A 22833-nucleotide genomic window follows, 5' to 3' on the forward strand; every position below is an offset into this window, starting at 1 on the left:
CCCCGGACCAGCGCCGCGACTCCACGACCGCCCACTCCGCGATTAGATCGCGCGCCACGTCCGCGCTGCCCAGCGCCGCCCCCGTGAACGCGTCCGCCGAGTAGCGCGAGAACACGTCCAGCTCCCCGCTTGCGACGTCCGCCCACGCGAACGTCGAGCCGTTGCCGCCGTCGGAGTCCGACACGTGCAGCAGCACGGTCCCGTCGTCGCGCCAGCCGACCGCGCTCGACCACGAGTCGGCGGGCAGCGGGAGCAGCCGGTCCTCCGCCGTCCCCGTCCACTCGAGAACCCTCAGCCCCTCCGCCTCCGGCACGGCGAGGCGGCGACCGTCCGGAGAGAACGCGTCGCCGTCGAGACCGCCGCCGACCGGCGCGCGCGAGGTCAGCACCGTGCCGCTGCCCGCGTCGAGGATCACCAGCGCGTCGCTCGTCTCGGCGGCGATCACCGTGCCGTCCGGGGAGAGCGCGGCCGAGTGCACGGGCCCGTCGAGCGGCAGATCGCGCACCTCGCCGGTGGAGAGGTCGAGCACCGCGAGATCGCCGTTCAGGAGGAACTGCGCGTCGCGGTACCGGCTCATCTCGTCGTCGCTCGTCAGCAGCAGCACGCTCTCGCCTGCGGAGTCGATGCTGAGCGCGACAGCACTGCGCCCGTCCCCGATCGGCAGGCCGCGCCGCTCGTCCGTGTCCAGGTCGACGATCTCGACGCCGCCGTCGCGCCCCGGCCCGCTGATCACGACGAAGGAGCCGTCGGCCGAGAGCACGCTCGATGCCGGATCGCCCTGATCAGCGCCGGTCGAGCGCTGCTCCGCGGCACCGAGCCGCCGGTACGTCGAGGCATCGGCGCCGAGGACGACCGACTGCGGGAGGTCGAGGAACTCGACGCCGAACCCGTTCTGGTACAGCATCGTCGCGGTCCCGACCTCCGACTCCTCGAGCATCGGCGTCCACCACGAGTACGAGGCCACCTGCCGGGGGAACGCGACCGGCCCTCCGGTGGCCGGCTCCGCGGTGAGCGGCCAGAGGAGCACGGCCACGGCGAGCGCCGCGACCACCGCCGGGAGACTGCTCGGCCGCTCGGCCCGCGTCCAGCGCTCCATGCCCGCTCCTCGCCTCGACTCCTTCCCACCGTAGGCACGAGCGTCCGCCGCGCCGAGGCCCGGGCGGGATGTTCACCGGAGCGTCACCCGCCCCCGGTTCTCGCACGCTTGCCGCCGCGGATCCGGGCGCGCATGCTGGGCTCATGACCGATGGAGCGCCCTCGACCGCGAGCACCGGGGAGATCGCGGGCGGAGTCGTCATCGCCGTCGCCGTCCTCCTCCTCCTGGTCTCGGCGTTCGCCTACGGGGCCGGCGCCGAGATCGCCTTCTTCCCCCTCCTCGCGGCGTTCGCCCTCGGGGTGACGGGGCTCGGGATCCACCTCGCGTTCCGCGAGGCCCGCTTCCGCCGCGACGGCCGCTGACCCCGGACCACCCGGGCGGCCGTCCGTCGATCTGCGACGCGCGCTCTCCCGCTCTATGCATATGCATCGACTTTCGGTAGCGTGATCGAGTCGCGCCGCCGTGCCCCCGAGTCGGACGGAGCGACAGCAGGAGCATCCCGAGCGTCGCCCGAATCGACGCGCTCCCGCCCGCACCTCGCCGGTCACCCGAACCGCCGGCGACGAGCGTCGACGAACCGTCCGGCCACCCGAGAACGGCCGCGCCCCCACCCCCGAAGGACCCCTCCCTGATGAACGACCGCACCGCCTCCTCCAGCGCGCTCCGACGCCGCTCCGTCCTCACCGGCGCCGCCTGGGCCGCCCCCGTGATCGCCGTCGCGATCGCCGCCCCCAGCGCCGCGGCCTCCGCCCCGGCCCGGCCCGCGACGCGGACGGGGACCATCGCGTTCTCCCCGGCCACCTACCACGGCACGCGAGTCGGCGACCGCGTCGAGTTCCCCGCTCTCACCGGCGTCGTGACCGTCTCGAGCGGGCCCCTGCCCACCTCCGTGTTCCTGCGCTACTCCGACGTCTCGCCGACGCGCGTCGACCTCCGCCGCGAGGCGGGCGGCCTCGTGCCGGTCGACCCCGCGACCGGCCGGTTCTCGGTGACGGGCGTCTACAACGCCCTCGTCGGCGGCGAGAACCCGTTCGGCTTCGTCTACGCGGGAATCCGCGACGAGGAGACCCTCGGAGCCGTCTTCGGCTACACGGTCGCCGAGCTCATCGGCTGAACCGCTCCACCCGGTGCACTCACCCCCGGGTGAGGTGCCCCCCGGTCGGGTCGCCCCAGCTGGGGGGTGAAAAACCCCTGATCGCAGGACCGATCGTGACTTCGGTGAACCGTTCGGATACATTCGATCGTATCGAGCACCCCAGACCCCGGTGCGCGCCCTCTCCCGAGGTGCGGTGCGGAGAGGACCCCGAGATGGACGAGTGGCGCCGCCACCCCCCGACCGACGAGTGGTCGCCCCGCTACTCCGGTTCCGTCGACGCCGTCGCTCCCGAGACCCTCGACGCCGCGGTCCGGATCCTGCACCTGCTGCCCGAGATCGAGCAGCTCACGATCGAGACCGTCGACGGCCCCGTCGCCGTCGAGCGCCGCTCGAGCGCCGCCGCGTGGCGCGCAGCCGACCGGGTCGCCCTCGGACTGCTCGCCTCCTCGCCCGGCGTCACCGCGATCACCGCGCAGTCCTTCGACAGCCGCGACGGAGTCCGGCGCGCCACCCCCGACGACCCGTTCCTCACCCGAGACGGCGGTCGCGCGGCCGCCCTCCGCGCGTCGGAGGACCTCGGCGAGATCCTGCCGGCCGAGGCGGAGCGCCGGCACCGCGAGAACCTCGAGGGCCTCGATGTCGAGGACCCGCTCGAGACGCTCTGGGACGCCCCGCCCCTCTGACCGCCGGCCTCATCGGCGGCGACATGTGCAAGACTGTTCATATGAACAGGCTTTCAGGAGTGGGCTGACCGTGGGCGCCGGACACGCGTACGGCCCGAGCGGATCCGCCGCCGCGCGGCACCGCCGCCCCCTGCTCGCCGCCTTCGTCCTGACCGCGGCGTTCATGATCGTCGAGTTCGCGGTCGGCATCGGCACCGGCTCGCTCGCCCTCCTCTCGGACGCCGCCCACATGGGCACCGACGTCCTCGCCCTCGGGATGTCCCTGGCGGCGATTTCGCTCGCCGCGCGCCCCGCCGCCCGCGCCCGCACCTACGGCTCCTACCGCCTCGAGGTCCTGGCCGCCCTCGCCAACGGACTCCTGCTGTTCGGAGTCGCCGCGTTCGTCATCGTCGAGGCGGTGCGCCGCTTCGCCGAGCCGCCCGCGGTGCCGGGCCTCCCCCTCCTGCTGACCGCCGTCGCCGGGCTGCTGGTCAACCTGGTGAGCCTGCGCCTGCTGGCGGTCGGCGCGAAGGAGAGCATCACCCTGCGCGGGGCCTCGCTCGAGGTCCTCGGCGACGCGCTCGGCTCGGTCGGCGTGATCGTGGCCGCGATCCTCCTCCTCACGACCGGGTGGGCGTGGGCGGATCCCGTGGCCGGCGTGCTGATCGGCCTCCTGATCCTGCCGCGCACCTGGTCGCTGACCCGCCAGGCCCTGGCGATCCTGATGGAGTCGGCGCCCGCGCACCTCGACGTCGCCGCGATCGAGCGCGACGTCCGCGCCGTGCCCGGGGTGCTCGCCCTGCACGACCTCCACGTCTGGACCATCACCTCGGGCCTGGAGAGCGCGAGCGGGCACATCGTCGTCGCTCCCGAGGCCGACTACCGCGACGTGCTCGGCGCGGTCCTCGCGGTTCTGCGGGAGGATCACGGTGTCGCCCACGCGACGATCCAGTGCGAGCCGGAGGAGTTCCCGGAGCAGACCCACGCGATCTGACCCGCACGCGACCCCCTCCGACCTCCCTCGTCCCTCCGGAGCAGCCATGGCACCCGACGCCCCCGCCGACGCGCACGGCCTCCCGTCCGACGCGGCCGTCGCCGACCTCGCCGACGTCTTCGGCCTGCTGGGCGACCCGGGGCGGATGCGGATCCTGCTCGCCCTGCTCCCCGGCCCGCTCCGCGTCGGCGAGCTCTCCGAGCGCAGCGGACTCAGCCCGTCCGCGACCTCGCACGCCCTGCGGCTGCTCCGCTCGCACCGGGTCGTCGAGGTGCAGCGCGAGGGGCGCACCGCCTCGTACGCGCTGGCCGACGCGCACGTGCGCGACTTCCTCGAGCTCGGCCTCGCCCACGTCGGCCACACCGTGCTGGTCCACCGCGTCGACGCCGCCGCGGAGGCGTGCGACCCGCCCGCGCACCCCTGACGGCCGGCACTACGCCCGCGGCGCCCCTCCGCGAGCACTCCTCCGAGCACCGTCCTTCCCAATGGTGACGTCAACATGTACCGTGGCGCTCGAGCGTGTTCACGTGAACGCGCATCTCTTCTCACCGCCGAAAGAGAGACAGCATCAATGTCGATGTCCGTTAGACGACTGGCCGCGCTCGCCACGAGCGCCGCACTGGCCGCCGGGGCGGTGCTCGCCCTCCCCACGGCGGCAGCCCCCGCCGAGGCCGCGGACGGGGTCCGCATCACCCCCAATCCCGCTTACTCGGGCGAGGCGTACGAGGGCTGGGGCACCAGCCTCGTCTGGTTCGCCAACGCCACCGGGAACTACCCCGAGGCCCTCCGCGAGGACCTGTACCAGAAGGTGTTCGGCGAGGAGGGCCTCGACCTCAACATCGCCCGCTACAACATCGGCGGCGGCAACGCCTCCGACGTGAAGGACTACCTCCGCCCCGGCGGCGCGGTCGAGGGCTGGTGGGCGAAGAACCCCACCGGCAATCCGTCCGTCTACGGCGGCACCTCCACGAACCTCGCCGACCGCGACGCGCTGCTGGCGAAGTGGGACCCCTCCGACCCCGCCTCCTACGACTTCACCGCCGACGAGACGCAGCGCTGGTGGGTCGAGAAGCTCGCCGCCGAGCAGCAGATCACGCACTGGGAGTCGTTCGCCAACTCCGCCCCCTACTTCATGACCGAGAGCGGCTACGTCTCGGGCGGGTTCAGCTCGACGGCCGAGCAGCTCAAGCCCGCCGCCGAGGCGAAGTTCGCCGAGTACCTCGCGACCGTCACCGAGCGGATGGAGGCCGAGTACGGCATCCAGTTCGACACCCTCGACCCGTTCAACGAGCCGAACACGAACTACTGGGGCACCACCCTCACCAACGGCGTCCCCACCGGCGGCCGCCAGGAGGGCATGCACATGGGCCCCGCCGCCCAGGTGAGCCTGCTCCCCGACGTCGCCGCCGCGCTGGCCGCCTCGGACTCCGACGCCGGCATCGCCGCGATGGACGAGACCAACCCCAGCATCTTCAAGACGAACTGGGCCGCGTACCCGCAGTCCGCCCGCGATCTCGTCGACCGGATGAACGTCCACACCTACGGCACCGGCGACCGCCTCGCGGTCCGCGACCTCGCCAAGCAGGCCGACAAGGACCTGTGGATGAGCGAGATCGAGGGCAACTGGGTGCAGGGCTGGAACCCCACCAGCATCGAGAACGGCCTCGGCATCGCCGGCCGCATCACCGACGACCTCCGCGAGCTCGAGCCGAAGGCGTGGGTGCTCTGGCAGCCCGTCGAGGACTTCTACAACATGGAGAAGCCCAAGCCCCAGGGCGAGAACCTCAACTGGGGCTCCGTCTTCATCGACCTCGACTGCAAGCCGTACCAGGAGGGCGGGGCCGAGGTCTGGAAGTCGGTGCGCCGCGTCGCGGACGCCGGCGGCGACTCGACCAAGGCGCCCGTCTGCGGCGTCGAGACGAACTCGAAGTTCAACACGATCCGCAACTTCACCAAGTTCATCCACGAGGGCGACCACCTGATCGCCGTCGACGACGCCGCCAGCACCGCCGCCACCCGCGCGGACGGCTCGGGCGCCACCGTCGTGCACACCAACACCGGCACGGCCGAGCGCACGATCACTCTCGACCTCTCGCGCTTCGGCACGATCGCCGAGGGCGCCGACGTCACTCCGTTCGTCACGACCCAGGCCGCCTCGGCCGCAGCCCCCTCCGGCAACGCACTCGTCGAGAAGGCGCCCGTCGTCATCGACCGCGAGTCGCGCACCGCGACCGTGACGGTGCCCGCCAAGTCGGTCACCACGTTCTCGATCGACGGAGTCTCGGGAGTCGCCGACACGGCCTCCGCGTTCCGCGACGGCCACGACTACCAGCTGGTCGGCACCCAGAGCGGCAAGGCGCTGACGGCGACGACCTCGTCGACCGCGATCACCACGCTCGCGACCGACTCCACCACGGCCGCCAAGCAGACCTGGACCGCGCACGAGGTGCCGGCCGGCGAGCGCGAGGCCACCCGCCGAGTCGTCCTCGAGAACGGCGACGGCCGGGTGCTCGGAGCGACCAGCGCCGGCACCGACCTGCGCAGCGTCTCCGTCGACTCCGCGAAGGGCACCGCCGCGACCCGCTGGATCGTGAGCACCACCGACGGCGCCCGCTACACCCTCGTGAACGAGGCGCTCGCGCTCTCGCTCGACGTCAACGGCCAGTCGACCGCCGAGAACACCACCGTGGGCGTCTACGGCTCCAACGGCGGAGCGAACCAGTCGTGGCAGCTGCGCGACCTCGCGCCGCTCGCCGCCCAGACGGTCCCGGTGCGCACCACGGTCGGCGTCGCGCCGACGCTGCCCGCCTCCGTGACTCCGCAGTACCAGTGGGGCGCGGGCGCACCCGTCGCGGTGACCTGGCAGCAGCCGGCGTCCTCCGCGTGGGGCACCGCCGGCCGCGTCGAGGTGCCCGGTACCGCGACCGACCTCTACGGTCAATCGATCCCGGTCACCGCGCTCGTGGACGTCGGCGGCCTCACCGCGACCGACCCCGTGTCGGTGACGGTCGCCAGCGGAGCCTCCACCAGCGCCGTCCGCGCCGCCGCTCCCACGACCGTCCCGGCTCGCGTCGGGGCCTCGACCAGCACGTTCGCCGTGCCGGTCGCGTGGGACTGGACGCCGCTGACGACCGCCTCGCTCGCGCAGACCGGATCCGTCCGGATCACGGGCACGGCGACCGCCGACGGAGCGACGCTGCCCGCGACCCTCACGGTGCTGGTCACCGCGGGGACGCTGCGCAACTTCGCCCCCGACGCCGGCATCACCGCCACCGCGTCCTCGTCCGAGTCGGGCTACGGCCCCGAGCGCACCCGCAACGGCGTGCTCGGCGACAAGGGCTGGTCGAACTGGGTCTCGTCGAACAAGGCGACCCAGAGCACGCTGACCTACACCTTCCCGGCGGCCAAGCAGGTCGAGAAGGCGAGCGTGCAGTTCTACCGCGACGGCACGAACAGCTGGGCGCAGTCGATCCAGCTGCAGGCCCGCGGCACCGACGGCACGTGGACCTCGGTCCCCGGCTGGGAGACGGCGCAGCCCGTCGCCTCGCCCGCCGACGGCACCGCGCCGACCTACTCTGCGACGTTCGCCCCGATCACCGCGACCGGCTTCCGCGTCGTGATGAACGCCTACGCGAACACGCACATGATCGTGTCGGAGGTGCAGCTGTTCGACTCGACGGCCTCCCCCGCCGCGGTGAGCACCCTCGGCGCCCTGCGCGTCGACGGAGTCGGCGTGGCCGGGTTCGATCCGGCCCGCACCGAGTACGCGGTCGTCGTCGAGGGCACGCGGATGCCGGTGCTCGGCGCCGTCGCCACCGACTCGGCCGCCCAGGTGCGCGTCACCCAGCCCACCACCGCGAACGGCGGAGTCGGCACGGTGGCCGTGACCTCCGCCGACGGGTCGAGCACCACCACGACCCGGGTGACGGTCGAGCTGCGGCCGCCCGTCGCGCTCGCCCTGACGGTGACGGCGTCGACCCGCTGCATCGGCGGCAAGGTGACGCTGACCGCGACCGGGCGGAACGACTCCTCGGTGCCGGTCGGCATGACCGTCGCCTCGGCGTTCGGCTCGAAGCAGTTCACCGGAGTCGCCCCCGGCAAGTCCGCGACCGCCGCGTTCTCGACCCGTGCGGCCTCGGTCGCGGCGGGCGAGGTCTCGGTCACCGCGACGGGCACGGTCGACGGGAAGGCCGTGACCACGGTCGTCACGGCGCCGTACACGGCGCGCTCCTGCTGACTCGCCGTCCGCTCCCCTCGTGACCGCCTCCGCCCCTCGGGGCGGGGGCGGTCACGTCGTCTCCCCCCCCTCTCTTGCTGGTCGAGTAGCCCCGCAGGGGCGTATCGAGACCGACCCTCGCCCGGAGAACAGGGATCTCGAGACGCCCGCTGCGCGGCCTACTCGATCAGCACGAGGCGCCGGGCGGCCCGTCATCGAGCAGGGGCCCTCGCGCGCTCCGCGAGTCGCCGCGAGTCGGGCCGCCCCCGTCCGCCGGCCCCCGCTCCGCGTCCACTCGCCGCCGCCGCGGGTCGCGACTCGACCCGTGACGGGCCCCGCGCGCACTGCGGCCCCCGCTTCGCGTCCACTCGTCGCGCTCCTGCGCCCTCGTCCCTGTCTCGCCGGTCGAGCAGCCGCGGCACGCCGCGTCTCGAGACCGCCGCTCCCGGAGGCCCGGAGGACGGTGATCTCGAGACGCCCGCTGCGCGGGCTACTCGATCAGCACGGCGCGGATCGCCTGGTCAGCGGGAGGCCGAGGTCAGTGCCCCGACGACGCCGGCTCGCCCTTGCGGCGCAGCGACGAGACACCGGTGACGATCGCGACCACGATCGCTCCGAGCACGAGGCCGAAGATCATCGACACGAACGTGTCCGCCAGCCACACGACGACCGGGCCGGCCGCCTCGACCGCGTGGGTCACGACGTGCACGAGGTCGTACGGCAGGTGCCAGAAGGTCTCGGCGAGGTTCGAGATGACGAGGTGCCCGCCGACCCAGAGCATCGCGAGCGTGCCGATGATGCTGATGACCCGGAACACGACCGGCATCGACGCGACGATGCGCACGCCCGCGCGGCGCACCCCGCGCGAGGAGTTCTTCATCATCCCCAGGCCCACGTCGTCGATCTTGACCAGCAGCGCCACGGCGCCGTAGACCAGCGCGGTCATGCCGAGGCCGATGATCGCGAGCGCGCCCAGCGTCGGACCGAAGCCGAAGTCGGGGTCGAGCCCGTCGAGCGCGATCAGCATGATCTCGGTGCTGAGGATGAGGTCGGTGCGGATCGCCCCGAACACCAGCTTCTTCTCGTCCCGCGCCTCGGTCTCGGCGGCCGCGTGGTGCAGTCCGAACCACTCCGACACCTTCTCGGCGCCCTCGAAGCAGAGGAACGTGCCTCCGATGATCAGCAGGAACGGCAGCACCGCGGGCGCGAAGGCCGACAGCAGCAGCGCCAGCGGGATGATGATGATGAACTTGTTGAACAGGCTGCCCAGCGAGATCTTCCACACGACGGGCAGCTCGCGCGCCGGCGTCAGGCCCTGGACGTACTGCGGAGTGACGGCCGCGTCGTCGATGACGACTCCCGCCGTCTTCGCGCTGGCTTTCAGGGCGGCGGTGAGGATGTCATCGACCACCGCGAGCAGACCGACCGACATGTTCTTCTCCCGTATCGTCTCGCCCGGCCGCTCGACCGGGACGACGTCCACAGTACCGACGCGCACACCACCGGGCGGGGTCGCGCCGAGGGGGGTGCGTTCCGGGCGGATCCGTGCGCGGCACCGCTGCGCGTGCTTCGCTGGAGCATGAGATCCGATCGGCCGATCCCCGGCGACCCCTGGCCGCATGACATGACGATCCGCGTCGAGGAGTCCTCGGCGGCGCTGCTCGAGCTCCTGTGGGTCCGCGAGCGGTTCGGACTGGCGCCGGTCGGCGACGACCTGCCTCCGCTCCTCGTGGATCCGCCGACTCCGGCGACGGCCGCCGACCGGGTCCGGTGGCAGGACGTGTGGCCCGAGCTCTGGCGGGCCGCCCTCGACCACGCCGCAGCCGGCCAGGATCCCTCACTGTTCGAGCGGCTGATCCTGACGGCGGACGGGTCGGCGGAGCGCGCCGACCTCCTCGCCCGGCTGATCGGCCCGCGCTGGGGCGACCGTTTCGACCCGGAGGTCCTCGGCGAGCCCTTCGAGCAGTGGAGGGCCGCCCAGGTCCCGGAGATGCCGACCGCTCTCGAGGACCACCCCGAGCGGCGCGACCTCGTCGCCCTGGTTCCGGCCTGGCGGGCGGGCCTCACGATGATCGTCACCGTGCCGTGCCGGGGCGAGTGGTCGCGCCGGATCGGGACGGGCTGCCTCCTCACGACCGCCGCCACCCGCGCCGACAGCGCGTCGTTCCGCCGCGCCCTGAGCCTCTTCTCCGCGCCGGCCCACTGAGTCGCCCGGAAGGGCTCCCGACACGCCGTAGGAGCACGGCTTTCCGGGCGACTCGGCGAGGCGACCCGAGTCGGTCGACCCGCAGCCGTCAGGCCGGGGCCGGCCCCGTGCTCGCCCGCACGACGAGGCCCGTCGGGACGAGTACCGCTCCGGTGCGCTCGCCCGTCTCGAGCTCGTGCAGCAGCATCTCGACGGAGTGGCGACCGGTGTCGGCGAACGACTGCTGCACCGTGGTGAGCGGCGGCCAGAAGCTCGCCGACTCCTCCATGTCGTCGAAGCCGACGACGCTGACCTCGCCGGGGACGGCACGGCCGGCCTCGTGCAGCGCGCGCAGCACGCCGAGGGCCATCTGGTCGTTCGCGGCGAAGATCGCGGTCACCGACGGATCGGCGGCCAGCTCGGCGCCCAGGCGGTGGCCGGAGGCGCTCGACCAGTCGCCGACGAGGACCTCGGGCACCTCGGCACCCCGGGAGCGCAGGGTCGCCTCCCAGGCCTCGCGGCGCCGTTCGGCGGAGTAGGAGCGGGGCGGACCGGCGATGTGGTGGACCGTGCGGTGCCCGAGGTCGAGCAGGTGCTCGACGGCCTGGCGCGCTCCCGACATCTGGTCGGTGTCGATGACCGCGTGGGTGTCGTCTCCGGCGGAGTCGACCACGACGACCGGCAGATCGGGCGGCAGCACGATGTCGGCCTCGTCGAGCAGGTGCGCCTCGACGATGATGATGACGCCGTCGACCGCCTCCTCGCTCAGGCGGTGGAACGCCACCGAGACCTCGCCCTGCGTCGGGTGCGGCACCGGGATGAGGGTGATCGAGTAGCCGGCGTCGGCCGCTGAGACGGCGATCGCGTCGAGGGTGCGCATGTTGCCGAACGAGGACAGCGTGAACATGATCACGCCGATGCTGTGGAACCGGCCGGTCCGCAGGGCGCGGGCGGCGCTGTTGGGGCGGTAGCCGACCTGCCGCATCGCCTGGAGGACCCGTTCGCGGGTCTCGCCGTCGACGTTCGACCGCCCGTTCGACACGCGCGAGACGGTCTGACCCGACACCTTCGCGAGCCGGGCGACGTCGGCCATGGAGGGCCCGCGGCGACGCGGGGCGGTGCTCGTCGTCGGAGTCGCGTCGGCAGCCATGGTCCCTCGTTTATAGCGCGTCCTCGAACATAATCGGGGCGACCAGGGGCCCCCGTACGGGAAACCACCGTGATCCGATCGATACTGAACGTGTTGACGTGAACATGGTACGGTGGCGATCTGCCATGTTGACGTGAACACGCCGCCTCCCCCACCGTGGCCGAAATCGAACGGAAGTCACTGATGACGACGACGTCTCCACCCGTCCCCCTGCGCGAGGTCGACCCTCCCGTGGCGCCGCTGAAGCAGGTGCCGCGCTCGCGAGCGAAGAGCGAGTGGAAGGGCCTCGCCTTCGTGGCGCCCTTCCTGGTCGTGTTCCTGCTCGTGTTCATCGCGCCGGTGATCTACTCGATCTACCTCAGCCTGTTCCGCGAGCAGCTCGTCGGAGGCACCGCCTTCGTCGGGTTCGACAACTACCTGACGCTGTTCAAGGACCCGAACTTCTGGGAGGGCTTCGTCCGCGTCGTCCTGTTCCTGGCGGTCCAGGTCCCGGTGATGCTGGTCCTCGCCCTCGTCGCGGCGCTCGCGATCGACAGCGGCCGGCTGCACGCGACCGGCTTCTTCCGCATCGTGGTGTTCCTCCCCTACGCGGTCCCCGCCGTCGTCGCCGTGCTGATGTGGGGCTTCATCTACGGCGACAACTTCGGTCTCGCGGCCAACGTCAACGACCTGCTCGGCTCCGACCTCGTCGCTCCGTTCTCGCGCGACTGGATCCTCGTCTCGATCGGCAACATCGTGACCTGGGAGTTCGTGGGCTACAACATGCTCATCTTCTACTCCGCGCTGAAGACGATCCCCGGCGAGCTCTACGAGGCCGCCGAGATCGACGGAGCCGGCCCGATGCGCGTCATCCGCTCGATCAAGCTGCCCGCCCTGCGCGGCGCGATCGTCATCGCCACGATCTTCTCGATCATCGGCAGCTTCCAGCTGTTCAACGAGCCCAACATCCTCCGGACGCTGGCGCCGAACATCATCACCACCTACTTCACCCCGAACATGTACGCCTACAACCTGTCCTTCGCGGGTCAGCAGTACAACGCGTCGGCCACGGTCGCGATCGTGATGGGCGTGATCACCGCGGTGATCGCCTACGTGGTCCAGCTCCGCGGCGCGCGCAAGGAGAACTGATGGCCGTCACGACCACCTCCCGCCCGACCAGGTCCCGCCGCGCTCCCCGCCGCGGATCCTCCGTCCACCCGAAGAAGTCGATCGCCTTCACCCTGCTGATGTCGGCGTTCATCCTCTACAGCCTCGTGCCGCTGGCGTGGCTCGTCATCAACGCGACCAAGACGCAGGCCGGACTGCTCTCGAGCTTCGGCCTCTGGTTCGACGGCGACTTCGTCCTCTTCCAGAACATCGCCGAGACGCTCACCTACCGCGACGGCATCTTCCTCCGCTGGCTCGGCAACACCCTCCTCTACGTCGTCGTCGGCGCAGGAGGAGCGACGCTGCTCGCCACGCTCGCCGGCTACGGCCTCGCGAAGTTCCGCTTCGCCGGCCGCAAGGCGGTCTTCGCGGTGGTCCTCGGAGCGATCGCCGTCCCCGGCACGGCCCTGGCCGTCCCGACGTTCCTCATGTTCAGCCAGCTCGGCCTCACCAACACCCCGTGGGCGATCATCATCCCCTCGCTGATCAGCCCCTTCGGGCTGTACCTGGTCTGGGTGTACGCGGTCGAGTCGGTGCCCACCGAGCTGCTCGAGGCGGCGCGGATGGACGGGGCGGGCGAGTTCCGCACGTTCTTCACGATCTCCATCCGGCTCCTGGCCCCGGGCATCGTGACCGTGCTGCTGTTCTCGGTCGTCGCCACCTGGAACAACTACTTCCTGCCGCTGATCATGCTGAGCGACCCCTCGTGGTACCCGCTCACCGTGGGTCTGAACCAGTGGAACGCCCAGGCCACCGGCGTCAGTGCGCAGCCGATCTACAACCTGGTGATCACGGGCTCGCTGCTCACGATCATCCCCATCGTCGTCGCCTTCCTCGGACTCCAGCGCTTCTGGCAGTCCGGTCTGAGCGCCGGCAGCGTCAAGGGCTGACGCCCTCGACCTCCCCCCTGCACCGGAGCACCCGCGCCGGTCGCCACCACCCGCAGCACGAAGAAGTGAAGGGATCCCCCCTATGAAGTTCACGAGCTCCGCCCTCCGGCGGACCCTGACCGTGGCCGCCGCGGCCGCCCTCGCCGCCGGCTCCCTGGCCGCCTGCTCCTCCCCCTCCGCCGGTGGCGGAGCGAGCGCCGGCGGCAGCGCCGCCGACCTCGACGCCGCCCTCGAGGCGGGCGGCAAGCTCACCTACTGGAGCTGGACCCCCAGCGCCGAGGCGCAGGTCGCCGCGTTCGAGGAGGCGTACCCCGAGGTCGACGTCGAGCTGGTCAACGCCGGCACGAACACCGACGAGTACACCAAGCTCCAGAACGCGATCAAGGCCGGCTCGGGCGCCCCCGACGTCGTGCAGATCGAGTACTACGCCATGCCGCAGTTCGCGCTGTCGGACTCGCTCCTGGACCTCTCGCAGTACGGCCTCGGCGACCTGGAGGACAAGTTCAGCGCCTCCACGTGGGGCAGCGTGAACGTCGACGGCAAGCTCGTCGGTCTCCCCCAGGACTCGGGCCCCATGGCGATGTTCTACAACAAGACCGTCTTCGACCAGTACGGCATCGCCGTGCCGACCACCTGGGACGAGTACGTCGCCGCGGCCGAGAAGCTGCACACCGCCGACCCCTCGAAGTACATCACCGCCGACACCGGCGACGCGGGCTTCGCGACCAGCATGATCTGGCAGGCCGGCGGGCAGCCCTTCCAGTTCGAGGGCGAGGAGATCACCGTCGACGTCGCGGACGAGGGCACGAAGAAGTGGACCGGTGTCTGGAACCAGCTCGTCGAGAAGGGCCTGCTCTCGGACACCCCCGGCTGGGGAGACGAGTGGTACAAGGGCCTGGGCGACGGATCGATCGCCTCGCTGATCACCGGCGCGTGGATGCCGGGCGTCCTCGAGTCCAGCGTCACGGACGCGGCCGGTGACTGGGCCGTCGCGCCCATCCCGACCTACGACGGCACCCCCGTCAGCGCCGAGAACGGCGGAGGCGGCCAGTCGGTCACCTCGCAGAGCGAGAACCCGGCCCTGGCCGCCGCGTTCCTGCGCTGGCTGAACAGCGACCCGGCCTCGGTCGACGTCTTCCTCGAGAGCGGCGGATTCCCGTCGACCACCGCGGATCTGACCGACCCCGAGTTCGTCGGAGCCGAGTCCGAGTACTTCGGCGGCCAGAAGATCAACGAGGTGCTGACCCAGGCCTCCGAGGACGTCCGCCCTGGCTGGTCCTACCTGCCCTACCAGGTCTACGCGAACAGCGTCTTCGGCGACACCGTCGGACAGGCCTACGCGAACGGCACCAGCCTCGACGACGGACTTGCAGACTGGCAGAGCAAGCTCGTGCAGTACGGCAACGAGCAGGGCTTCACGGTCTCCGAGTAGATCCGACACCTTGAGGAGGCCGGCCGGATCGCTCCGGCCGGCCTCCTCGCGTACCACCCGCTTCTCCTGATCCGAGGGATGATCATGACCACCGCACCCGAGAGCCGCTTCGCCATCGGCGCCACCGACTTCGAGCTCGACGGGCGGCCGCACCGGATCCTGTCCGGCGCGCTGCACTACTTCCGGGTGCACCCGGACCTCTGGGCCGACCGCATCCGCAAGGCGAGGCTGATGGGCCTGAACACCATCGAGACCTACGTCGCGTGGAACGCGCACGAGCCGGTCCGCGGCTCCTTCCGCGCCGACGGCGGCCTCGATCTCGGCCGCTTCCTCGACCTCGTGGCGGCCGAGGGCATGCACGCGATCGTGCGCCCCGGGCCCTACATCTGCGCGGAGTGGGACAACGGCGGGCTCCCGGCCTGGCTGTTCCGCGACCCCGAGGTGGGCGTGCGCCGGTGGGAGCCGCACTACGTGGCCGCGGTCAGCGACTACCTCCGCGAGGTCTATGCGATCGTCGCTCCGCGCCAGATCGACGCCGGCGGCCCGGTCGTCCTCGTGCAGATCGAGAACGAGTACGGCGCGTACGGCTCCGACAAGGAGTACCTCGCCGAGCTCGTCCGGGTGACCCGCGACGCCGGCATCACCGTGCCCCTGACGACCATCGACCAGCCGACTCCGCAGATGCTCGCCGACGGCAGCCTGCCCGGCCTCCACCTCACCGGCTCGTTCGGCTCGCGGACCCCCGAGCGCCTCGCGACGCTGCGCGAGTTCCAGCCCACCGGCCCGCTGATGTGCATGGAGTTCTGGTGCGGCTGGTTCGACGACTGGGGCACCCAGCACCACACGACGGACGCGGCCGCCTCGGCCCGCGAGCTCGACGCGCTGCTGGCGGTGGGCGGCTCCGTCAACGTCTACATGTTCCACGGCGGCACCAACTTCGGCCTGACCAGCGGAGCGAACGACAAGGGCCGCTACGCCGCGATCACCACCAGCTACGACTACGACGCGCCGCTGGACGAGGCCGGGCATCCGACCGAGAAGTTCTGGGCGTTCCGCGAGGTCATCGCGCGCTACGCGCCGGTTCCGGAGGCGTCGCCCGCCCCGCGCGCTCCGTCGCCCGCAGTGACGGCGCCGCTGGTGCCGGGTCCCGCCCTGCTGGGCCTGGACGCGTTCGGCGCCGCCGCCCGGCTCGAGGGCATGGCGTCGTTCGACGAACTGGGCCACGACGACGGCTTCGTGCTGTTCGAGACCGAGCTCTCCGGCTCCGACTCCCCCGCACGCCTGGTCGTCGGCGAGGAGGTGCGCGACCGCGCCTGGGTGCTGCTGGACGGCGTGCCCGTCGGCGTGCTGGCGCGCGACCACCACGAGCGGGCGCTGACGCTCCCGCGCGGCCGCGGATCGCTGGCGATCCTGGTCGAGAACCAGGGGCGCGTGAACTACGGCGTGCGCATCGGCGAGCACAAGGGCCTGATCGGCGGCGTCGCCCTCGACGGCGCCGAGCTCACCGGATGGACGGCACGGCCGCTGGACCTGTCGCGGGTCCCGTCGCTCGCGTCGCCGGCCGAGGGCGTCGCGGCCGGGCCGTCGCTCGCCTCCGGATCGGTCGAGCTCGACGAGCCGGCCGACCTCTTCCTCGACACGCTGCACTGGGGCAAGGGCCTGGTCTGGGTGAACGGGTTCCTGCTCGGCCGCTACTGGCGCCGGGGTCCGCAGCGCACGCTGATCGTGCCGTCGCCGGTGACCCGCGCCGGGCGGAACGAGGTCGTGGTGCTCGAGCTGGAGGGGCTCGCCGAGCCCGAGATCCGGCTGCTCGCCACCGCCGACCTCGGGCACACCGAGGTCTGACACTCCCGCCGAGGCCGGGTGACCGCGTGCTGCGGGCACCCGGCCTCCGTCGTTCGTGCAGGAGGATCTCGGCACCCTGAAGGGGGCCGCATCGGGAGGACATCCGCCCGTCGCGGCGCGGATGTTCACGGTAACGTGCGGGCGACCCTTCAGCGGAGAAGGTCCGCGGAAGGTGCTCCTCGCGCCCCCGCGGCCGCTCGGGGCGCGACCTCCTCGGAAGGACCTCATGCGACGCCAGGCCCTGCTCCCCGGTGCACTCACCGGACTCCTCCTGCTCACCGGCCTCGCCGCCGGAGGGCCCGCCGCGGCGGCGCCGGCCGCCACTGCCCCGACCGCCGCCGCTCCGGCCCCGGCTCCCGCTCCCGATCGCCCGGTCGCGGCTCCGGACACCGAGCCGACCCTGGTCGAGCCGCGGGCCGACGCCACCTCCCAGCAGGCAGCGCTCGCCCTCGACGCCGACTTCGTGGGGGTCGAGATCCCCGCCCGCGCCGAGGTGCGGACGCACCGCGTGACGATCGCGCTCGTCGCTCCGCAGGGCACGACTCCCGGCGCCTTCACGACGGCCGACGCCGTGCGCTCGCTCGAGCTCGTCGACGACTTCTACGCGCGGGAGACGGGCGGCGCGATCCGCTTCGAGCTCGAGCGTGTGATCGACTGGCAGGTGGTCGACGAGCCGATCGGCTGCACGAACACCGGCGGGCTGCAGGACTGGATCAGCCGGACGAACGGCTGGCAGCCAGGCCCCGCCCGGCACCTGGTCGCGATGGTGCCCGAGGGCGACCCGTGCCCGAACTGGGCCAACGGCGAGCAGCCGGGCGACCCCGACGACGGCGGGCGCACCTTCCAGCCGGGGCCCGACGCGTACTTCCTCGCGCACGAGCTCGGCCACAACCTGTCGCTGCCGCACGCGTACAGCGTGCACTGCGGCACGACCCGCGACTACTCGACCCCGCTGCCGGCCGACTGCCGCCGCGAGGAGTACGGCAACCGGACCGACGTGATGGGCGACTCGTGGTCGTTCCTGCCCCTCTCTGCTCCGTCGCTCGCGCGACTGGGGACGCTGCCCAACACCCGCCAGCCGGTCTGCGGCGCTCCCCGCACCGCGACGATCGACACGCTCGGGGCCGGAGTCGCCGCGCGGCGCGCGCTGACGTGGACCGACCCGCAGGACGCGACGATCCGCTACTGGGCGCAGTACAACGACGAGGCCGACACCACGTCGGACGGCGGGGCGTACAGCAGCCCCTTCCAGGTGCGCCGCGACGTCTCGGGCGTGCAGATCCTGCGGTCGAACCCGGGCCAGCCGTACGCGGGCGACCTGCTCGAGCGGCCGGGCGACGCGAGCGAGGCGAACGAGTTCGTCCTCGCGGGCGAGACCGCCTCGCTCAACACCGGGATGTCGCTCCGGGTCGACCGGATCGACGCGGTGACGCGTCGCGCGACCGTCACGGTGACCGTGCCGTGCACGCAGTACGTCGGCGACATCGCTCCGCTCGCCTCGTCGACGACCGCCTCGTACAGCTCGCCGTGGACCTCGGTCGGCGCCGCCGTGGACGGCGACACCGGCACGATCTGGGGCACCTGGCCCCGGGTCGGCGAGCAGTCCGTCGAGCTGCAGTGGCCCTCCGCCGTCACCGTCGACAGCGCCTCGGTGCGCTTCGCGAGCGACGCGGCCGACGCCGACGGGCGCGGCCTGATCCCCGCCCGGTCGTGGCGCGTCGAGCACCTCGTCGGCGGCGCCTGGACCCCCGTGAGCGGAGCGGCGCCCGGGCGGGCCCGCGACGTGCTGAACACCGCGTCGTTCGCTCCCGTGACCACGACGGCGCTGCGCCTGGTCTTCACGGCCTGGGGCGCCGCCGAGTACGGCGGATCGACGGGTGTCGCCGAGCTCGCCGTGAACGGCGTGGCCGTCGCCGCGTCGCTCGAGGCGCGCGGGGCCGCGTCGAGCGTGCCCGCCTCGACGACGCGGGATCTCGCGCAGTCCGTCGTGGTGCGCGACGCGGCCGGGCGCCCCCTGGCGGGGCGCAGCGTGGGCTTCGCGTTGGCCGGGCCGGCGACGTTCGAGAGCGGAGCGACGACCGCCGCGGTGCTCTCGGGAGCCGACGGGATGGCCGCGCTGCCGCGGATCCGCACCGGCTCCTCCTCCGGGACCGTCGCGATCACGGCGCGCGCCGACGCGGCCACGGCGAGGCTCGCCGGGGCGACGGTCACCGCCGGCGCCTCCCTCACCGCGAAGGCGACGACCCGACTGGTCTCGGGGCGCGTCGTCCTCACGGCGACGGCGACCAACACCGGGCCGGCTCCGGCCGACATCACCGTCGTCACCGCCTACGGATCCGCGACCGCCCTCGCGGTCGCTCCGGGCGCCACGGTGTCGAAGGCGTTCCGGACCGGGAAGGCGTCGATCCCGGCGGGCACGGCCACGTTCACGGCCGTGTCGGGATCGTCGCGGGCGAGCGTCTCGGCGCCCTACGCCGCTACCTGATCGGCGGCCGCACGTCGAGCCTCCGGCCCGGCGCGGACCGGGTCGGAGGCAGCTGTTAGCGTCGGAGAGTCCGTCCGGCTCCCCGCCGCGGCGGAGGGGGACGGGGACACGATGACGCGCACGACGACGGCCGGAGCCTGGGCGGCGGCGGCACTGCTGCTCGCCCTCACGGGATGCACGGGAGGCGGCGAGCCCGAGGCCACGTCCGAGGCGGTTCCGCAGCTGAGCGAGGACGAGCTGTCGGCGGTGCTGACCGGCATCCAGTTCGTGCCGGACCAGTACGACGGCACGCAGGAGATGCTCGACTCGATCTACCCGGGGCTCACCGCCACCGACGCGAGCTGCCTCGCCCCGTTCGGGCTCGGTTGGGACGAGGACGAGACGCTGGACGACTCCGAGGTCGAGTTCGGCACGAGCAACGACCGCTCGATGACGTCGGTCGTGGCCAGCACGGGCGACGCCGACGTCGCCTCCTCGCTGGTCGCCGACGCGGAGGACGCGCTCGAGCGCTGCGCCGACGGCTCCGACCTGTTCGCCCTGCAGGGCGAGCCGGTGCAGACGACGGTGGAGCAGACGGAGCCGGCGCTGACCGGGACGGACGACGCGGTCGGCTGGACGGTCACGGGCGACGTGGGCGGCAGCCCCTTCACCCTGGTGGGCATCACGGCGCGGGTCGGCGGCAACGTGGTCGCGCTGGTGGGCTGGGACCCGGCGACGAACGAGTCGTACGTGCCGCAGGCGACGCAGATGTTCGTCGACGAGCTGTAGGGGCGGCTCGACTCCTCAGAAGTCGTCGTACTCGGAGCCCAGTACGACAACGTGTGGACACTCGCGCTCCGCGTGCGCGCGTCCCTGAGGCGCGATGCGCTCGAGTCCTCAGAAGTTGTCGTACTCGCGCTCGAGTACGACGACTTCCGCGGAGTGGAGACACCCGAGCAGCGGCAGCTCAGGTGAGCCAGGACAGGCGGCCCCCGTGCGGCGTCGCGCAGGCGAGGGGGACGCCGTCGGCGGCGAGCAGGAACGGGGTCGGCTCCGGCGCCGACAGCGCGGCGCGCGGCGCGACGAGGTGCGGGAGCAGCGACTCCGCCTCGAGGGTCACGAGACTCGCGCCGGCGGCGCCGACCGCGGCCAGCACCCGCTCGCGGGAGGCCCGCGGCAGGTAGACGAGCGTCCCGAGCGAGACGACGACGACGCGCATCCCATGCGGCACCTCCGCGAGCAGCGCCGGCAGCGCTTCGGCGGCGTCGCCCGCGACGATCAGCGGAGGGTCCTCCCGCAGCACCGCGACGGCCTCGCGCAGACGGGCCGTCCGCTCCGGGCGGTCCTCGGGCAGCAGCGCCTCGAGCCACGCGCGGTCCTCGGCCGAGCGGGCGTCGAGGGGCCGCAGGTCCAGGCCTCGCCGCCAGGCGATGCGCGGGAGTCGCATGGGCGAGGCTCCGCCCGTCACGACGCACTCGAGAAGCGGTCCGCCCGAGCCGAGCCGCGAGGCGACCGCGCTCCCGCCACCGCCCGCGCTCCCGTCACCGCCCGCCGTCGGGAAGGAGTAGGAGTACCGCTCCGGTGCAAGGCACAGCCCCGCGGACGCGCCGATCTCGATCAGCGCGATCGGCTCGTCCGGCTCGGTGATCCGCTCGAGGGCCGCGACCAGCGGGGCGCAGCGCAGCGCCTCGTTCGTCTGCGTCAGGCGCTCGGCGGCGACCGGGGCGACGCGCGGCCACTCCGCCAGCATCCAGGCCACGAACTCCTCGGGGTCCCGCGGCGAGCCCAGGTACCGCGCGACCGAGAACAGGAGCGACGGCTGCCGGCGCGCGCTCGGCAGCTCGTCGATCCGCGCGAGCAGCGCGTCGCTCCCGGCCACCGCGAGGGCCCGGCGCACCTGCAGCTCGGAGGTCTGCGCGAGCTCGCGGGCGGCGCGGCGGTACCGGTCGGCGGTGGAGTCCATGCCTCCATCCTGCGGGACGGCCCGGGCACGCCGATGTCGGTGGTCGCCGGTAGAACGGACTCATGTCCGACACCCGGGAACGCACGCTCCTCGACGTGCGGCGCATCTACGCCGAGCAGGCGGCGCTCGAGCTGCCGCGCGGGCAGGAGATCGTGGCGCGCTGGCCCGGAGCCGAGATCGTGCCGGTCGACTCGCACTGGATGATCCCCGAGGTGCACGGCGACGAGACGAACGTCTCGCGATGGGTGCGCATCAAGACCGAGGCGCTCGTGCTGGGAGTGAAGAAGTCGCTGGTCACCCGGCCCAACGGGCGCTCGGCCGACTTCATCGCCCCCTCGCACGCCAACGGCTGCGCGATGGCGTGCGTCTACTGCTACGTGCCGCGGAGGAAGGGCTACAGCAACCCGGTCACCGTGTTCACGAACATCGAGCAGATCCAGCGGCACCTCGCCCGCCACATCGCCAAGCAGGGCCCCAAGACCGAGGCGAACCAGTGCGACCCCGACTCCTGGGTCTACGACATCGGCGAGAACAGCGACTGCTCCGTCGACGCGATGCTCAGCGGGAACGTGCGCGACCTCTGCGAGCTGTTCCGCATGTCCCCCACGGCCAAGGCCTCGTTCGCGACCAAGTACGTCAACCGCGAGCTGCTCGAGTGGGATCCGCTCGGCCGCACCCGCATCCGCTTCTCCCTCATGCCCGCCGAGACGGCCAAGGTCACCGACATCCGCACCTCGCCCGTCGCCGAGCGGATCGCCGCGATCAACGACTTCGTCGACGCCGGCTACGAGGTGCACGTCAACTTCTCACCCGTGATCCTCACCCCCACCTGGCAGCGCGACTGGGCCGAGCTCTTCCAGCAGCTCGATGCCGCCCTGCACCCGCGAGCGAAGGCGCAGCTCGCGGCCGAGGTGATCCTCCTGACCCACAACGAGCGCCTGCACGAGGTCAACACCGGCTGGCACCCGAAGGCCGAGGAGCTGCTCTGGACGCCGGGGATGCAGGAGTCGAAGGTCTCCGAGAACGGGGCGGTCAACATCCGCTACCGCCGCGATCTCAAGCGCGCCGCCCTCGACCGCTTCCTCGCCCTGCTCGGGCAGGAGCTGCCCTACTGCCGCGTCCGCTACGCGTTCTGACCCGGTCGCCGCCTCCTCTGCGCGCTCCGACGCCGTCGCCGCATCCCGGTGGCGCTGCACAAGGATGGGCGGATGCACGGACGCCGGGACCCGGTACCGGGGGCCCTGCTGATCATCGGCCTCGTCTGCATCGTCTCCGCCTTCTTCAGCGTCTACGCCTCGGGCCGACGCGGCTGGCGGGACGTCTGCGTCGAGGACTTCCCGTCCCGCGGGCCGACCGGCGACGTCGTCAGCGGTGCACCGACGTGGTGGCCGCTCGGCGTCCGCTGCGAGCACCGCGGCGCGAACTCGGGCGACCTGCTCTTCGTCGAGCACACCGGCTGGGACATGACCGCCCTGGCGCTGCTCGGCCTCGCCGCCGTCGTCACCTGGTTCGCGGTCACCGTCCGACGCCCGCGCTGAGCCGCCGCAGGACCGTCGCACGCGCGCCCGCACCGGGGTGCCGGGTGCGCGTTTCGCAAAGCGGATAGGAATCGGGGGCGTGCGCAGCGCCTCCCCTACTTTGGTGTCACGGCAGGACGAGTGGTCCCCGCCGGCCTGCCACCGCCCCGCGACTCC

At 72.5% G+C, this 22833-nt stretch carries 19 protein-coding genes; 15 read left to right on the plus strand and 4 right to left on the minus strand.

Annotation, left to right across the window (positions count from 1 at the left end):
- Window positions 1-1096, minus strand: a 1096-nt coding sequence (locus IOC53_RS16575) for a WD40 repeat domain-containing protein (RefSeq protein ID WP_207407439.1), incomplete at its 3' end; no start/stop codon positions are given.
- A gap of 143 nt (window positions 1097-1239) precedes the next feature.
- On the opposite strand from IOC53_RS16575, the gene IOC53_RS16580 reads away from it, so the two are divergent.
- The 6 genes from IOC53_RS16580 to IOC53_RS16605 all read left to right on the plus strand — a co-directional run bounded on the left by IOC53_RS16580 (window position 1240) and on the right by IOC53_RS16605 (window position 8085).
- On the plus strand, window positions 1240-1458 hold the full coding sequence (locus IOC53_RS16580; RefSeq protein ID WP_207407440.1) for a hypothetical protein: 219 nt from the start codon (window positions 1240-1242) through the stop codon (window positions 1456-1458).
- A gap of 269 nt (window positions 1459-1727) precedes the next feature.
- Window positions 1728-2210 carry a hypothetical protein gene (locus tag IOC53_RS16585; RefSeq protein ID WP_207407441.1) on the plus strand — a complete coding sequence of 161 codons (483 nt, stop codon included), beginning with the start codon at window positions 1728-1730 and terminating at the stop codon, window positions 2208-2210.
- A 194-nt stretch (window positions 2211-2404) separates the two neighbouring features.
- Window positions 2405-2875, plus strand: a complete 471-nt coding sequence (locus IOC53_RS16590) for a hypothetical protein (protein WP_207407442.1) — start codon at window positions 2405-2407, stop codon at window positions 2873-2875.
- A 70-nt stretch (window positions 2876-2945) separates the two neighbouring features.
- Window positions 2946-3848: a cation diffusion facilitator family transporter gene (locus tag IOC53_RS16595; protein ID WP_307786231.1), complete on the plus strand. Its 903-nt coding sequence runs from the start codon at window positions 2946-2948 to the stop codon at window positions 3846-3848.
- A gap of 46 nt (window positions 3849-3894) precedes the next feature.
- The gene (locus IOC53_RS16600; protein ID WP_207407446.1) at window positions 3895-4272 is read left to right on the plus strand and encodes a helix-turn-helix transcriptional regulator; all 378 of its coding nucleotides are present in this window, start codon (window positions 3895-3897) and stop codon (window positions 4270-4272) included.
- A gap of 153 nt (window positions 4273-4425) precedes the next feature.
- The gene (locus IOC53_RS16605; RefSeq protein ID WP_207407448.1) at window positions 4426-8085 is read left to right on the plus strand and encodes an RICIN domain-containing protein; all 3660 of its coding nucleotides are present in this window, start codon (window positions 4426-4428) and stop codon (window positions 8083-8085) included.
- A gap of 517 nt (window positions 8086-8602) precedes the next feature.
- Here IOC53_RS16605 and IOC53_RS16610 read toward each other — a convergent pair.
- Window positions 8603-9496 (minus strand): DUF808 domain-containing protein, encoded by an 894-nt coding sequence (locus IOC53_RS16610; RefSeq protein WP_207407450.1) that lies wholly within the window; start codon window positions 9494-9496, stop codon window positions 8603-8605.
- A gap of 192 nt (window positions 9497-9688) precedes the next feature.
- Between IOC53_RS16610 and IOC53_RS16615 the strand changes: the two genes are divergently transcribed.
- Window positions 9689-10270 carry a hypothetical protein gene (locus IOC53_RS16615; protein ID WP_207407452.1) on the plus strand — a complete coding sequence of 194 codons (582 nt, stop codon included), beginning with the start codon at window positions 9689-9691 and terminating at the stop codon, window positions 10268-10270.
- 88 nt (window positions 10271-10358) lie between these two features.
- On the opposite strand, the gene IOC53_RS16620 is transcribed toward IOC53_RS16615, so the two are convergent.
- Window positions 10359-11399, minus strand: a complete 1041-nt coding sequence (locus tag IOC53_RS16620) for a LacI family DNA-binding transcriptional regulator (RefSeq protein ID WP_242683459.1) — start codon at window positions 11397-11399, stop codon at window positions 10359-10361.
- 183 nt (window positions 11400-11582) lie between these two features.
- Here IOC53_RS16620 and IOC53_RS16625 point away from each other — a divergent pair, with 183 nt between their 5' ends.
- The 6 genes from IOC53_RS16625 (at window position 11583) to IOC53_RS16650 (ending at window position 19965) form a co-directional block, all read left to right on the plus strand.
- Window positions 11583-12527, plus strand: a complete 945-nt coding sequence (locus IOC53_RS16625; protein WP_207407454.1) for a carbohydrate ABC transporter permease — start codon at window positions 11583-11585, stop codon at window positions 12525-12527.
- Window positions 12527-13435, plus strand: coding sequence for a carbohydrate ABC transporter permease (locus IOC53_RS16630; RefSeq protein ID WP_207407455.1), 909 nt, complete (start codon window positions 12527-12529; stop codon window positions 13433-13435). Before IOC53_RS16625 ends, IOC53_RS16630 begins: the two co-directional genes overlap by 1 nt.
- 82 nt (window positions 13436-13517) lie before the next feature.
- Window positions 13518-14867, plus strand: coding sequence for a sugar ABC transporter substrate-binding protein (locus tag IOC53_RS16635; protein ID WP_207407457.1), 1350 nt, complete (start codon window positions 13518-13520; stop codon window positions 14865-14867).
- Window positions 14868-14945: 78 nt separating this feature from the next.
- Window positions 14946-16712 (plus strand): beta-galactosidase family protein, encoded by a 1767-nt coding sequence (locus IOC53_RS16640; RefSeq protein WP_374070878.1) that lies wholly within the window; start codon window positions 14946-14948, stop codon window positions 16710-16712.
- 226 nt (window positions 16713-16938) lie between these two features.
- The gene (locus tag IOC53_RS16645; protein WP_207407461.1) at window positions 16939-19197 is read left to right on the plus strand and encodes a hypothetical protein; all 2259 of its coding nucleotides are present in this window, start codon (window positions 16939-16941) and stop codon (window positions 19195-19197) included.
- Between the two features lie 111 nt (window positions 19198-19308).
- Window positions 19309-19965, plus strand: coding sequence for a hypothetical protein (locus tag IOC53_RS16650; RefSeq protein ID WP_207407463.1), 657 nt, complete (start codon window positions 19309-19311; stop codon window positions 19963-19965).
- 178 nt (window positions 19966-20143) lie between these two features.
- Here the strand turns inward: IOC53_RS16650 and IOC53_RS16655 are convergent, their stop codons facing one another.
- A complete protein-coding gene (locus tag IOC53_RS16655; RefSeq protein WP_207407465.1) occupies window positions 20144-21139 on the minus strand; it encodes a DUF2332 family protein in 996 nt (331 codons plus the stop codon).
- Between the two features lie 62 nt (window positions 21140-21201).
- On the opposite strand from IOC53_RS16655, the gene IOC53_RS16660 reads away from it, so the two are divergent.
- Together IOC53_RS16660 and IOC53_RS16665 are read left to right on the plus strand one after the other, a co-directional pair.
- Window positions 21202-22275: a spore photoproduct lyase family protein gene (locus IOC53_RS16660; protein WP_207407466.1), complete on the plus strand. Its 1074-nt coding sequence runs from the start codon at window positions 21202-21204 to the stop codon at window positions 22273-22275.
- Between the two features lie 72 nt (window positions 22276-22347).
- A complete protein-coding gene (locus IOC53_RS16665) occupies window positions 22348-22677 on the plus strand; it encodes a hypothetical protein (protein ID WP_207407467.1) in 330 nt (109 codons plus the stop codon).
- Window positions 22678-22833: the final 156 nt, after the last annotated feature.

It is taken from the genome of Rathayibacter sp. SD072, assembly GCF_017355185.1.
Taxonomy (GTDB): Bacteria; Actinomycetota; Actinomycetes; order Actinomycetales; family Microbacteriaceae; genus Rathayibacter.